This window comes from Brevibacterium sp. 91QC2O2 (assembly GCF_024580695.1).
GTDB classification, from domain to species: Bacteria; Actinomycetota; Actinomycetes; order Actinomycetales; family Brevibacteriaceae; genus Brevibacterium; species Brevibacterium moorei.
In genome coordinates, this window is record NZ_JANIJY010000013.1 from 16,206 (window position 1) to 30,419 (window position 14,214).

13 protein-coding genes are annotated in these 14,214 nt (G+C 67.0%); 10 read left to right on the forward strand and 3 right to left on the reverse strand.

Annotated features, from left to right (window positions below):
* Positions 1-18: 18 nt before the first annotated feature.
* From NQ036_RS10150 to NQ036_RS10175, 6 genes are all read left to right on the forward strand, one after another.
* A complete protein-coding gene (locus tag NQ036_RS10150) occupies positions 19-936 on the forward strand; it encodes a metallophosphoesterase (RefSeq protein WP_257058677.1) in 918 nt (305 codons plus the stop codon).
* A gap of 172 nt (positions 937-1,108) precedes the next feature.
* Positions 1,109-3,457 carry a transglycosylase domain-containing protein gene (locus NQ036_RS10155; protein ID WP_257058680.1) on the forward strand — a complete coding sequence of 783 codons (2,349 nt, stop codon included), beginning with the start codon at positions 1,109-1,111 and terminating at the stop codon, positions 3,455-3,457.
* A 175-nt stretch (positions 3,458-3,632) separates the two neighbouring features.
* The gene (locus NQ036_RS10160; RefSeq protein ID WP_257047937.1) at positions 3,633-3,791 is read left to right on the forward strand and encodes a hypothetical protein; all 159 of its coding nucleotides are present in this window, start codon (positions 3,633-3,635) and stop codon (positions 3,789-3,791) included.
* Between the two features lie 89 nt (positions 3,792-3,880).
* Entirely contained in the window at positions 3,881-4,360 is a 480-nt protein-coding gene (locus NQ036_RS10165; protein ID WP_257058681.1) for a RidA family protein, read from the forward strand.
* Positions 4,361-4,396: 36 nt separating this feature from the next.
* A complete protein-coding gene (locus tag NQ036_RS10170) occupies positions 4,397-5,458 on the forward strand; it encodes a hypothetical protein (protein ID WP_257047939.1) in 1,062 nt (353 codons plus the stop codon).
* A gap of 41 nt (positions 5,459-5,499) precedes the next feature.
* Positions 5,500-6,252, forward strand: coding sequence for an MBL fold metallo-hydrolase (locus tag NQ036_RS10175; RefSeq protein WP_257058684.1), 753 nt, complete (start codon positions 5,500-5,502; stop codon positions 6,250-6,252).
* Between the two features lie 85 nt (positions 6,253-6,337).
* Here the strand turns inward: NQ036_RS10175 and NQ036_RS10180 are convergent, their stop codons facing one another.
* Complete coding sequence (locus NQ036_RS10180; protein ID WP_257047942.1) at positions 6,338-7,015, reverse strand: Crp/Fnr family transcriptional regulator; 678 nt, start codon at positions 7,013-7,015, stop codon at positions 6,338-6,340.
* Positions 7,016-7,283: 268 nt separating this feature from the next.
* Between NQ036_RS10180 and nth the strand changes: the two genes are divergently transcribed.
* The 4 genes from nth to NQ036_RS10200 all read left to right on the forward strand — a co-directional run bounded on the left by nth (position 7,284) and on the right by NQ036_RS10200 (position 11,499).
* A complete protein-coding gene (gene nth / locus NQ036_RS10185) occupies positions 7,284-8,147 on the forward strand; it encodes an endonuclease III (protein ID WP_373566588.1) in 864 nt (287 codons plus the stop codon).
* The gene (locus tag NQ036_RS10190; RefSeq protein WP_257047945.1) at positions 8,144-8,857 is read left to right on the forward strand and encodes a CoA pyrophosphatase; all 714 of its coding nucleotides are present in this window, start codon (positions 8,144-8,146) and stop codon (positions 8,855-8,857) included. The genes nth and NQ036_RS10190 overlap by 4 nt, the downstream gene beginning before the upstream one ends.
* A gap of 160 nt (positions 8,858-9,017) precedes the next feature.
* Positions 9,018-10,553, forward strand: coding sequence for an MmgE/PrpD family protein (locus tag NQ036_RS10195; protein ID WP_257058687.1), 1,536 nt, complete (start codon positions 9,018-9,020; stop codon positions 10,551-10,553).
* Between the two features lie 109 nt (positions 10,554-10,662).
* A complete protein-coding gene (locus NQ036_RS10200; protein WP_257058689.1) occupies positions 10,663-11,499 on the forward strand; it encodes a phosphosulfolactate synthase in 837 nt (278 codons plus the stop codon).
* Positions 11,500-11,657: 158 nt separating this feature from the next.
* Here the strand turns inward: NQ036_RS10200 and NQ036_RS10205 are convergent, their stop codons facing one another.
* Positions 11,658-12,065 (reverse strand): phage holin family protein, encoded by a 408-nt coding sequence (locus NQ036_RS10205; protein ID WP_257058691.1) that lies wholly within the window; start codon positions 12,063-12,065, stop codon positions 11,658-11,660.
* A gap of 150 nt (positions 12,066-12,215) precedes the next feature.
* Complete coding sequence (gene acs / locus NQ036_RS10210; protein ID WP_257058694.1) at positions 12,216-14,171, reverse strand: acetate--CoA ligase; 1,956 nt, start codon at positions 14,169-14,171, stop codon at positions 12,216-12,218.
* Positions 14,172-14,214 lie beyond the last annotated feature (43 nt).

The window sequence follows — 14,214 nt, forward strand, 5'->3', positions numbered from 1 at the left end:
CCGGGTACACTCCCGACGGTGAGCACAACCCGAAATCTGCTGGCCGCCGCCGGCACCCTGGCCCTGACCGGCACCGCCGTGGCCGGCTGGTCCCTGTTCGTCGAACCGAACTGGTTCCGCATCCGTCGCTATGAACTCCCCCTGCTGCCGGCCGGGTTCACCGGCACAGACGGCACCGGCACAGTCCGCATTCTGCACATCTCCGATCAGCACCAGACCACCTGGCAGCATTGGAAGCCCCGCTGGATCCTGGGCCTGGCCGATGAGCTCGACCCGCACCTGGTGGTCAATACGGGTGACAACTTCGGCGGCCAGACCCTGGACATGGTGCTGGACTCCCACGCCCGTCTATTGGAGCGCCCCGGCGCCTTCGTGCTGGGGTCCAACGATTACTTCGCCCCGCACTTCAAGAATCCGCTGAAGTATCTGGACGGTCCCTCGAACAAGCGGTCGAAGTATCCGGCTGTGCCCGATCTGCCCGTTGAGGCCTTCGTCGGCGCCTATCGGGACGCGGGCTGGAACCGGCTGGACAATGCCGCAGCCCTGGTCATGGCGAACGGGGCGCGGATCGCCATGTCCGGCCTGGGCGACGCCCACATCGCCCTGGATGCCGACCACGCGCCGGCCTTCGCCCCGGACGCCGATGTCCGCATCGGCGTCACCCATGCCCCCTATCAGCGCGCCCTGGCGAAGCTCTCGGCCGTTGGCTCCCAGCTGATCCTGGCCGGGCACACCCACGGCGGCCAGGTCTGCATCCCCTTCTGGGGGGCGCCCGCGACCAACTGCGATCAGCCGCGCGATCGGGCCCGCGGCCTGTTCCGCTGCCTGGACAGCTGGGTGGAGGTATCGGGGGGAACCGGGGTCTCCGCACTGACCCCGGTGCGCTTCGCCTGCCGGCCCGAGGCCTCGCTCATCACCCTGACCACCGCGGGCTGATGCTCGGGGTCGGCCCGCGACGCGCCAGCCCGCGGCGGTCAGGCGGGTCAGGCCGCGGCACCAGGCGTGCCGGCCCGCGGCCGGGGCACCGGCCGTTTGCCGTTCGCGAACCTGGGTGTGGGCTGCGCACGGGCTCCACGCTGGTTTTTCCGGACTTCGCTAGACTTGCGCCATGGCTTCTTCTGTGTCTGACACCAAAAAGGGTGGGATCCGCGCATTCATGCAGTTCCTGGCCGTCTCGGTGATCGCCGGCGTCGTGTCCGCCGGCCTCGCCATCCCCGTCGTGGGGGTGGGCACCGCCGGTGCCCAGGCCGGGGTGGACGTGTTCAACGCCCTGCCCAGCGAACTGGACCCCCGCCCGCTGGCGGAGAAGTCCACGATCCAGGCGGCTGACGGCTCCACGATCGCGCAGTTCTACTGGAAGAACCGCGAAGAGGTGCCACTGGACAAGATCTCCAAGCCCATGCAGGACGCAACGGTGGCGGTCGAGGACTATCGGTTCTTCGAACACGGCGGCGTCGACCTGCAGGGCATCGGGCGTGCCCTGGTGCACAACCTGGTGTCGACCAATCAGCAGGGTGGTTCGACCCTGACTCAGCAGTATGTGAAGAACGTGCTGACGGAGGATGCGGAGGCCGAATTCGGACCCGATGACCCACGCGTTGCAGAAGCCACCGAGGGTGAGGGCGTGGCCGGCTATGCGCGCAAGCTGCGCGAGGCGAAGCTGGCCATCTCGGTTGAGAAGAAGTTCCCCAAGGAGGACATCCTCAACCGCTATATGAACATCAACAACTACTCCGGTTCCCCGCGCGTCTACGGTGTGGAGGCCGCCGCCTACCGGTACTGGGGCATCGACGCCAAGGACCTGGACGTGGCGCAGGCCGCGACCCTGGCCGGCATCGTGAAGAACCCGTCCCTGTACAACCCGGAGCGCAATCCGGAGGGGACGATCAACCGGCGCAATGTGGTGTTGGGGCTGATGCTTCAGCACGGCAAGATCGACCAGAAGGAACACGATAAGGCCGTCAAGGCCAAGTTGAATCTGAAGCTGCACGAAACTCCCAATGGCTGCACCACCGCCAAACGCGGGATGGGATTCTTCTGTGACTACGTCTCCGAGATCTTCAAGGAGGACCCGGTCTTCGGCAAGACTCCACAGGAACGTGCCACAGTGCTCTCCCGCGGTGGTCTGACGGTCAAGACCTCGATCAACCCGAAGATGCAGAAGGACGCGGTCAAGGCGATTGAAAACCGTGTGCCCACCGGTGACAAGTCCGGTGCCGGCCATACGGTCGTGTCCGTGGAACCGGGGACCGGCAAGGTCCTGGCGATGGCCCAGAACCGCAAGTACACCGCCACCGAGGGTGGGAAGAAGTACACGAAGACGGCCTGGAACTTCAATGTTCCCAAGCAGTACAACGGCATGAGTGGTTTCCAGGTCGGCTCGACTTGGAAACCCTTCGTCTTGAGTGAATGGCTCAAGGAAGGCCATGGCCTGGGCGGTACAGTCAACGCCAACCGGCGTAATTTCCCCGCCGGTTCCTGGAAGTACGAGGGGTGCCGCGGGGCGCAGGCCTCGTGGAACCCGAGGAACGCCGGTGACGGCGAGGCAAGGGCTTCGATGTCGGCTCTGGAAGCGACAAAGCACTCGGTGAATACCGCCTATGCCGCCATGGGCAATCAGCTCAATATGTGTGGCATCCTCAAGACGGCCGAGGACCTGGGCGTCAAGTACGGCAATGGCGATGGGCTGGAGGACGCTCAGAAGCAGTGGGCCATGGTCAATGGCAAGGCCAAGAAGGTCGATACATACCCGGCTATGGGCCCCTCGTCGATTCTGGGCGTGGCGGAAGTCGCCCCGATCGATATGGCCAGCGCTTATGCCGTGTTCGCCTCCGGCGGCACCTACTGCAAGCCCTCGCCGATCGTGTCCATCAAGGACGTCAACGGCAAGAAGGTCGACGCGCCGGACCCCGACTGCCACGAGGCGATGGATCCCCAGGTCGCCAAGTCTGTGGCCTGGGCGCTAACCCAGGGCTTCAGCGGTGGTACCACCCGTGGGCTGGGCATCGGTGTGCCCGCCGGTGCCAAGACCGGTACGACCAACTTCGAGGTCGGTTCGACCTGGCTGTCGGGCTTCACCAAGAAGATCTCTACCTCCGTGTGGACCGGCAACCCGGATGGGGTCAAGGACTGGCGCAAGAACTCTAAGGGCAGTGTGACCGGCCAGATCTTCGGTGCGACGATCTCCGGTAAGACGTGGAAGTCGTATATGAGCAAGGCGGTCAAACACACGTCCGGCAATACCGGTTTCTCCCGCGGAGACATCAGCGCATCGTCCGGGAACGGTGGTGCCAATAATTCCTCCGGCCAGGATGACGAGGACACAGACGACCAGCAGAACGAAGACGATTCCGATCAGGACAAGCCGGACGACAAGGCCAAGCAGGACGACGACAAGTCCGATCAGAAGGACAAGGACAAGAAGCCCGAGGGCGGCTACGGCCTGGGCGGCAACTGACAGCCGTTCGGCGGTCCTTGCCGGGGGGTGGAGTCGCCCAGCAGGTGGCCTCCGATTCCGTGTCCGATGCGTGGTCTAGGATATCGGGTGTAGGCGTCTGGCCCCTGGCCTTGGACGCCGCCAGCACAGCCGGTGCCGCCGTGTGGCCGCCCGCCGACAACGCGAAGGAGAGCCCATGCAGAAGTGGGAGTACGTCACCGTCCCCCTGATGATCCATGCGACCAAGCAGATCCTGGACACCTGGGGCGACGAGGGCTATGAACTGGTCACCGTCATCCCCGGCCCGGACGGCAATGGCCTGGTCGCCTACCTCAAGCGGCCCAAAGAGGCCTGAGCCGGTCCGGTCGTAACTCCGGTCCTGCAGCGGCCCCCGGCCGCGGCCTCGGTCCCGCACCCACAGCCAACCAACCCTAGGAGAATCCCATGAGCCTGGTCGAAGGACGTCTCAAAGCCCTTGACATCACCCTGCCGGAAGTCGCCGCACCCGCCGGCGTCTACGTTCCCGCCAAGCGCGTGGACACGATGGTCTACACCTCCGGCCAGCTGCCCTTCGCAGACGGCAAGCTGCTGCACCCGGGCGTGCTCGGAGCCGATGTGACGGTGGAACAGGGCTACGAGGCCGCCCGCCAGTGCGCGCTGAACGCCCTGGCCGCCCTGAAGTCCGTGATCGGCGACTTCGACCGGATCGAGGACATCGTCAAGGTCACCGGCTTCGTCGCCAGCGCTCCCGGTTTCACCGAACAGCCCGCCGTCATCAACGGTGCCTCGGAGATCATCGGCGAACTGTTCGGCAAACCCGCCGGCGACCACGCGCGTTCGGCCGTGGGCGTGGCCGCCCTGCCGTTGGGCTCCTGTGTCGAGGTCGAGATCCAGGCGCGTTTCCGTATGTCGGCGACGCGCTGAACCGTTCGCGGTCCACACTGAGGCGCTGAGGCGACCATGCCGGCCCGGGAGTTCCCGATCTCCACCGAACTACGACAGGTGGTCGATCTGTTCTCCCGGGCCGGCGCGCGTCCGCACCCCGACACCCCCAAGCCCTATGCCGGCGCCGTGCTGCTGCGCGACACCCCGGATGGGCTCGAGGTCTTCGTGACTCGGACGCAGACCGACCCCGGTATCGCCGATCCGGGGCGCTGGTCCTTCCCCGTCGCCCCCACCAGGGCAGGCGACGCCGTGCGCGCGCCCCTGTCCGCTTGGAACGCCGCCGACTGTGCGCGCGCCCTGCGGGTGGACAACCAGGCCAGAGCACTGAGCTACTTCACCGCGGCGGCCCGCGTCCTGCTCATGCGCATGGGCGTTCTGTTGGCGGCCCTGCCCAGTGGCCGCCTGGCGACCGCGGAGGACTTCCCCTGGTTGGAACGGGGCCGGACGGCAGTGGAGGACCGCAGGCAGAAGTTCATCGGCCTGCTGCGCAGCCAGTCGATGACACTGCGGCTGGACATGCTGCACCCCTGGCTGCGCTGGGTCAACACCGAATGGCAGTTGCGGCGGATGGACACCGTCTACTTCACCCTGGCCCTGCCCCATGGCCAGCGCGTCCGCTTCCGACCCGTGGGCGATGCGTGGGGCGGGTGGCTGTCCCCGGCCGAGGTCCTGGCCCGGGCAGATGCCGCCGCCCAGGAGGCCGGCGCCGGACCCAACGAGTTCATCTCCCTGCCGACCCGACTGATCTGCGAATCCCTGTTGGACACCCGAACAGTGGGATCGGCGATGCTGCGCGTGCGCGATCTGACTCCGGTGCGACCCGGGCTGGTGCACCGCGGCAGCGAGTGGCTCATCACTCTGGACCCGCCGGCCGACCCCAGCGACCGCGGGGCACTGCGCTCCTTCGAGCCGGTTGACCCCACCGGTACGGGAGCCGAGGAGGACGATGACGCCGCGACCCTGACCGGCGGCGATGAGTTCGACGAGGAGGAGCCCTTCGCCGACGATGAGGCCGCGGAACTGGAGGCCGAGGCCGACGACGCGGACCGTGCCAACTCGCAGACCTCCGAGGACTGATATCCCGGACCGCTCAGGTCACCTGGCGTAGTCTGGGACACATGCGGATCACTGCCGATAACCCCACGCCGATGACCCTGGACGGCACCAATACCTACGTCCTGTTCGCAGACGACGACGCCTCGGCGCTGTTGATCGACCCGGGACCGGAACTACCGGCGCACAGGGACGCCTTCCTGGCCGCGATCGGCGGGCGCAAGCTGGTCGGCATCGTGCTGACCCACCAGCACTGGGACCACTCCGACATGCTGGCCACCATCGACCAATGGGCCCCGGATGTCCCCGTCTACGCGGGGCTGCGGCGTTTCGCCCGGCACACCGCGCCGGTGACCGACGGACAGCAGGTGCGGTTCGGACCCGGTCGCGGCGACACCGTCGAACTCATCGCCACCCCGGGGCACACCGCGGACTCGATCAGCGTGCTGCACGGGGACACTCTGTACTCCGGTGACACCGTGTTGGGCCGCGGAACCACGGTGGTGACTCATCCGGAGGGCTCTCTGGCGGATTATCTGGACAGCCTGGGGTCGCTGCTGGCGATGGCGATCGCCGGCCAGTTCACGGTGATCGAACCGGCCCACGGTCCTACGGTCACGGATCCGGTGGGGTGGCTGGAGTACTACGTGAATCACCGGCAGGAGCGCATCGGTGAGGTCGAGGCGGTCAGGGCCCAGGGCGCGACGAGTGTGCAGGCGATTGCGGACATCGTGTACGCGGAGGTGCCGGACAATGTGCGCCCGGCCGTTGAACAGATCGTGCGCGCTCAGCTGGAGTACCTGGATAGCAGGGCCTGAACGCGTAAACACGCCGTTCCCCCAAGAACCTGCCCCTGTAGTGGGGTGTTCTTGGAGGAACGGCGTGTTTGTTGTGCTGGGTCGCTCAGTGCGCGCGGTTGCGCAGGCGGTCCATGTCGAGGATGACCACGGCGCGGGCCTCCAGACGGATCCAGCCGCGCTGGGCGAAGTCCGCCAGCGCCTTGTTCACGGTTTCACGCGAGGCGCCGACCAGCTGGGCCAGTTCCTCCTGCGTGAGGTCGTGGGCGACCAGGATGCCGTCGGGAGCGGGCTTGTTGAAGCGCTCCGAGAGGTCGATCAGGGCCTTGGCGACACGGCCGGGGACGTCGGAGAACACCAGGTCGCCAACGGTCTCATTGGTCCGGCGCAGGCGCTGGGCCAAGGCCTTGAGCAGGTTCATGCCGGCCTGCGGGCGTTCGGACAGCCAGTTGAGCAGATCCTCGTGCTTGAGGCTGAGCAGTTCGGTCTGGCTGACCGCGGTGGCGGTGGTGGACCGTGGGCCCGGATCGAACAGGGCCAGTTCGCCGACGATTTCGCCGGGCCCCAGCACGGTCAGCAGGTTCTCCCTGCCGTCTGACGATTCGCGCCCCAGCTTCAGCTTGCCGCTGGAGATGATGTAGAGCTCATCGCCGCTGTCACCCTCGTGGAAGAGCACGGTGCCGCGGCGCAGGCTGCGCGGCTTCATGAACTTCAAGAGGGCACTGGTGGATTCGTCGTCAAGACCCGAAAACAGTGCGGCGCTGCGCACTACCTCTATGTCCACGTGGATACCTCCGTTAATAGCTTTCGATCCGCGAGCGCGAAGGATACTACCACGCGCACCGATCCAACGCTCATGATCACTTACTGGTACTAATCTACCCGGTCAGTGCGAACAATCACAGGGTGGGGGTGACTGTTCCGACGACTGCGCGCGGCTGCGGCATCATCGCTGCCCGTGCGCGGCATCGCCGTCGCCCGGCCGTGGCACCGGATGCCCAGGTGGGCGGTACTCCACAGCATCGGTGTCCGGCACCGCGTATCCTTGACGGGTGTTGACGCTCGCTGAAAAATCGGCCAGGAAGTTCTCCCGCGAGACCCCGTTGGGACGCAAGCGCAGGGCCCGGAAGATCAATCGGATCCTGGCGGCCACGTATCCCTATGCCCATGCCGAACTGGATTTTCGCAATCCCTTCGAACTGCTGGTGGCCACCGTGATCTCCGCCCAGACCACGGATGTGCGGGTCAACCAGGTCACCCCGGAGCTGTTCTCCCGCTACCCCGACGCCTTCGCACTGGCGGCTGCCAGGATCGAGGACGTCGAGTCGATCATCCGCCCCACCGGGTTCTACCGGGCCAAGGCGAAGAACATCGTGGCACTGGCGAACAAGCTCGTGACCGACTTCGACGGCGTCGTCCCGGACACGGTGCGGGAGCTGACGACCCTGCCAGGGACGGGCCGCAAAACCGCTTTCGTCGTCATGGGCAATGCCTTCGGCATGCCGGGGCTGACGGTGGACACGCACTTCGGCAGATTGGCCCGCAGGCTGGGCTGGAGCGCGCAGGAGGACCCCGTGAAGGTCGAGGCCGACGTCGCCGAGCTGTTCGAACCACGGGATTGGACGATGCTGTCCCACCGGTTGATCTTCCACGGACGGCGGATCTGCCATTCCCGCAAACCGGCCTGTGGAGCGTGTCCGATCACCGCGCTGTGTCCCAGCTTCGGCATCGGCGAGGTCGACCCGCAGCAGGCGCGGGCCCTTTTGACCTATGAGATGGCGCCGGGGCGCGAGGCCGAGTACGCACGCCTGTGCGCCGAGGCGGGGCAAACCGCGGCCTCCGCACGCGGCGCCGCGAACGGTACCGCGGCCGATTCTTCCGCGCCGGGCGCCTCGGGAACGGGGGAGGCGCAATGAGCCTGCACCTGCCAGACGATCCCCAGCCGGATCCGCTGTTCTCCAGCCTGCGCGGCGTGGCGGGGCGGTCCCTGTCGGGTTCGTGGCTGGCCGCCCGGCCGGCACCGGCCGCCGGCGCCAGGGCCGCCAGCGTGCTCATGCTCTTCGGTCGTGGGACCCAGGCTCCGCGCACACCGGCGGGCCGGGCGGAGCTCGAACGCCTGCACGGCCTGGGCGTGGGGGATGTGGACGTGGTGTTGCTCAAGCGCGCCAGTACGCTGCGCAAGCACGCGGGCCAGGTGGCCTTCCCCGGCGGCGGTCGCGACCCGGAGGACGCCGATGCTGTTGCCGCGGCTCTGCGCGAGGCCTGGGAGGAGACTGGCGTGACGGCCGGCGGGATCAGGGTGGCCGGTTCGTTGGAGCCGGTCTATGTGCCGGTCTCGCGCTTCGAGGTCACGCCGGTGCTGGCCTGGTGGGAGACGCCCATGGACGTGCGGGTGGTGGACCGGGCGGAGTCCCAGGAGGTCTACCGGGTGCCGATCGCGGATCTGGTGGCTCCGGGCAACCGGGGCCGCTATGCGGTGCCGGGCTCGCGTTTCTACACGCCCGCCTTCGACGCCGGGGTGCTGACGGTCTGGGGTTTCACCGCCGGACTGCTGGACTTCGCCCTGGATTCGGCCGGCTGGGCGCGGCCCTATGACAAGCGCCGGGCGATTGAGATGCGCCCCTGATTTTGGTTGACATCGAGATATTTTTGGTGAGGTAGGTCACTTAGGGGTTGCTAAATAAGCCATACCTATTAGATTAAGGAACGTAGATGTTACCTAAATCTATGGGCCCTTGATCGGTAGCTCTACGACAGCACAGAACATGCACTGTTGTGGAGGACCAATGACAACCATCGACGCAACACCGAACACGGCAACACCGAACGCCGCAGCACCGAAAACGGCGACAGCCGGAGAAACGGGCACAGCCGCCCCGGCCTCGGCCACTCCCGGCACCGAGGTCCAGCAACTGGCCGCCTTCGCAGCCAGTGCCGAGCTGGACGACATGAGCCCGCAGGCGCTCGAACAGCTGAAGATCCGGGTGCTCGACACCCTGGGCGTGGCCATCGGCGCACTCGACGCGGAACCGCTCAAGGCGATCCGCGGACTGCTCGGCGATCTCGAAGGGGATCGTGCGACCGCCCCCGCCGCGGCCGGCACCGAGTCCGGCGGCAACCTGGGGAGCCTGCGCTCCACCCTGATCGGCGGGGGATCGGCCAGCCCGGAGCGCGCCGCCTTCTACAATTCCGCACTCAGCCGCTACCTGGACTTCATGGACGCCTATCTGGCGCCCGGGGAGACCAACCACCCCTCCGATAACTTCGGAGCCGTGTTGGCGGCCGCGGAATCCGCCGGGGCCAGTGGGAAGGAACTGCTGACCGCCTTCGCGGTGGCCTACCAGATCCACACCCGCCTGTCCGATGTCGCGCCGGTGCGCGCCCGCGGCTTCGACCACACCACGCAGGGCGCCTTCGCGGCGGCGGCAGCGGCCGGGCGTGCCTTCGGACTGAGTGCCGGACAGATCGCCAATGCCGCAGCGATGGCGGGCACGGCGAACGTGGCCCTGCGGGTCACCCGGACCGGGAACCTGAGCCACTGGAAGGGCCTGGCCTATCCGCACGTGGCCAAGGAGGGAACCTGGTCGGCCATGCTGGCCGGCCGCGGCATCACCGGACCCGAGGAGGTCTTCGAGGGCAATAAGGGGTTCAAGGACTCCGTCGCCGGGGACTTCACGATCGACTGGTCCGCCGAGGACCTGGAATCGGTGGCCAGGACCATCATCAAGAAGCACAATGCTGAGATCCATTCGCAGTCGGCCCTGGACGCCGCTCAGGAGATCCGCCGGATCGACGAGTTCCACCCGGAGCGGATCAAGGCGGTGCGCCTGCAGACCTTCGACGTCGCCCATTCGATCATCGGCGGCGGCGAGGAAGGCTCCAAACAGCTGGTGCGCACCAAGGAGGAGGCGGACCACTCACTGCCCTGGATGCTGGCGGTGGTCCTGCTGGACGGGGAGCTGAACCCGGCCCAGTACGAATCCTGGCGCATCACCGCAGACGACGTGCAGGACCTGATGACCAAGGTGACGATCACCCCGCGCGATGACTTCTCCGCCCGCTTCCCAGCGGAGATGCCGGCCTATCTGGAGGTCGAACTGGACGACGGCACCGTGCTGCACGCCGAGGCCGACGCCTACGACGGCTTCACCACCCAGCCGCTGGACTGGACGGGGGCCAGGGCCAAATTCGACGCGGTCGCCGGCCCCTTCACCACGGGGCGACAGCGCGATGAGATCGCCGAGGTGGTCCACGGGTTGGAGCACCACACGACCGCCGACCTCACTGCACTGCTGGCGGGCGTGTCGACCGAACGGCTGTGAGCCGGACCCCGGCACCAGGGCTCGGATTCGCCGTCCGCACCCCGGCCCGAGCAGTACAGAACATCAGAACACCGAAACATCAGAACACCAGAACACACAAGGAGACATCATGAGCAACGCCATCGACTTCGACACCTCGTTCAACTTCGTCCCGCGGGCCTACCGGCCGCAGAAGCCGCGCAAGGTCGGCATGACGGAGATCCGCGCCCCCTACTACTCCACCTACGGCACCCGGCACATGCAGGACGTGTTCGATGTGGCAGGCAACTGGATCGACGGGATCAAATGGGCAGGCGGCTCGTTCAGCCTGGTGCCCAAGGAGCAGGTCCGGAAGTTCAGCGACATCGCGCATGAGAACAACGCCTACGTGTCCTCCGGAGGCTGGATCGAAACGGTCCTGCGCTACGGCCCCGACGCCGTCGACCAGTACCTGAAGGAGGCCAAGGAGGTCGGCTTCGACGTCATCGAGATCTCCACCGGCTTCATCATGCTGCCGACCTCCGGCCTGGAGCGCCTGGTGGACAAGGTCGTCAAGGCCGGCCTGAAGGCCAAGCCGGAACTGGGCATCCAGATCGGCTCCGGCGGCGACTCCGGCGAGGCCGAACTGGCCGCGGAGACCAAGAAGGACATCGGCGACCTGGTGGACCGCGGCAAGCGCGCCCTGGACGCCGGGGCCTCGATCATCATGATCGAGTCCGAGGGCATCACGGAGAACGTCACCGAGTGGAACACCGCGGCCGCTGCCTCCATCATCAACGGCCTGGGCCTGGAGAACATCATGTTCGAGGCCGCCGACGGACCCGTGTTCGAGTGGTACGTGAAGAACTACGGCAATGAGTGCAATCTGTTCGTCGACCACAGCCAGATCCTGCAGCTGGAGGGTCTGCGCCAGAACATCTGGGGCAATAAGTCCACCTGGGGCCGCGTCATCAACCCCGCCCCGTGATCGCCATGACGCTGGCGGTGGCCGCCGCGGCCGCCACCGCCGTGTTCATCGTCCACGACACCGCCGACCGCGACTGATCCGGCGGGCCGCACAACAGCACAGGGCCCCGCACCACGTTTCCGTGGTGCGGGGCCCTGTGTGTGTTCAGCCCTGTGTGCTCAGCGGCGCGGACCCGAGGGGTTGCGCACCGCACGGCCCAGCTGGCGGAATGCCCGCTTGGCACCGGCGATGGCGCCGGTCGGGGTCGGGTTGCCCTTCTTCAGCAGAGGCACGGCCACCAGCACCAGGACGACGGCGATGACGACCAGCAGGGCGAAGACGACCAGGAAGCTCAGCCACCAGGGCCAGCCGGCGCCCTCGTGCAGGGCGGCCGATACGCAGAACAGTGCTGCGAAGGACGACATGAACAGCAGGAATGCCGCAGCGCCCGCCAGGCCGCCGCCGATGCCCAGGTTCTTCGCGCCTTCGATGGCCTCGGACTTGGCCAGCGCGGTTTCCTCCTGGGCCAAAGCTTGGGCGTCCGACTTGATATCGGTGATCAGCTCGGAAAGGGACCGTTCGGCCATGTGGATGACTCCTCGTACGGGGTGCGCGGGATACGGGCCGCCGGGGCCCGCGCGGGCGCGGGATATATGGTTTCGCTGAGTCCAAGCCTAGCCGGAAACCCCCGCGCCCGCGTCAGGTGGTGGGCACAATCGTGTGACGATGCCCGCGACTCAGGCCTGCGAGTCGCGCACCTCACGGGCGATCGTGTCCATCACCGAGGCGTCGGCCAGGGTCGAGGCGTCGCCGACCTGCTTGCCCTCGGAGACGTCCTTGAGCAGGCGGCGCATGATCTTGCCCGAGCGCGTCTTGGGCAGTTCGTCGACGATGTAGACCCGCTTGGGCTTGGCGATCGCACCGATTTCGTGGCCCACATGGGCCCGCAGTTCCTCGACGGTTTCCGGCCCGGACTCCTTGCCCCCGCGCAGGATGACGAACGCCACCACGGCCTGCCCCGAGGTGTCGTCGGCCGCACCGACGACCGCGGCCTCGGCCACGGAGGAGTGGGAGACCAGGGCGGACTCGATCTCCGCGGTCGATAGGCGGTGCCCGGAGACGTTCATGACGTCGTCGACGCGGCCCAGGAACCAGATGTCGCCGTCCTGGTCCTTGCGCGCGCCGTCTCCGGCGAAGTACATGCCGGGGAAGCGCGACCAGTAGGTCTCCTTGAACCGCTCCGGATCGCCGTAGACCCCGCGCAGCATCGCCGGCCACGGTTCGGTGATGACCAGGTAGCCGGCCTCGCCGTTGCCCACCGGCTTGCCGTTGTCGTCGACCACGTCCACGCTGATGCCGGGAATGGGACGCTGGGAGGAACCGGGCTTGGTCGCGACCACGCCGGGCAGTGGGGCGATCATATGGGCGCCCGTCTCCGTCTGCCACCAGGTGTCGACGATCGGCGCCTTCTCATGGCCGATGACCCGGCGGTACCACATCCAGGCCTCGGGATTGATCGGTTCGCCCACGCTGCCCAGCAGCCGCAGGGAGGACAGATCGTACTTCGCCGGAACCTCTTCGCCCCACTTCATGCAGGTGCGGATCGCGGTGGGGGCGGCGTAGAGGGTCGTGACCCTGTACTTCTCGACGATTTCCCACCAGCGTCCCTGATGCGGGGTGTCCGGGGTGCCCTCGTACATCACCTGGGTCATGCCCATGGACAGCGGGCCGTAGGCGATGTAGGAGTGCCCGGTGATCCAGCCGACGTCGGCGGTGCACCAGTAGACGTCCGATTCCGGCTTCGCGTCGAAGACGTACTTCATGGAGTACGTGGCCTGCGTCAGATAGCCGCCGGAGGTGTGCAGGATGCCCTTGGGCTTGCCCGTGGTGCCGGAGGTGTAGAGGATGAACAGCGGGTGTTCGGAGTCGAATGCCTGCGGGGTGTGCTGCTCGGACTGGCGTGGGACCACATCGTCCCACCACAGGTCGCGGCCCTCGACCCAGTCGACGTCCCCGCCGGTGCGCTTGACGACCAGCACGTTCTCAACCGGGGTGTCCCCGGGGGACAGTGCCGCGTCGACGGTGCCCTTGATGTTCGAGGCCTTGCCGCGGCGGTAGCCGCCGTCGGCGGTGATGACGAGTTCGGACTGGGCGTCGAGCACGCGCGAGTGGATCGCGTCGGCGGAGAAACCGCCGAAGATCACCGAGTGCGCGGCGCCCAGGCGGGCGCAGGCCAGCATGCTGATGACGGCCTCGGGGATCATCGGCAGGTAGATCGCAACACGATCGCCGGCCTTGACCCCCAGTTCAGTGAAGGCGTTGGCGGCCTGGGCCACGGCCGAGGTCAGTTCGGCATAGGTGTAGGTGCGGGTGTCGCCGGGCTCGCCTTCGAAGTGCAGGGCGACGCGGTCGCCGTTGCCCGCGGCCACGTGCCGGTCAAGGCAGTTGTAGGCGACGTTGAGCTTGCCGTCGGGGAACCACTTGGCGAAGGGCGCATCACTCCAGTCCAGGGTCTGGGTGAAGTCGGTTTCCCAGTCGATGAGTTCGCGGGCCTGCTTCGCCCAGAAGCCGAGGCGGTCGGCCTTGGCCTCCTCGTACAGGTCCTGGGTCCCGTTGGCCTGTGCCACGAAGGCCGCCGGCGGCGGGAATTCCCTGGTTTCGGTGGACAGGGTTTCGATATTCTGTTCGGCCACTTTTCATACCTCCCGGCATCGTTGATGGGTGTTGAGGTGGTGC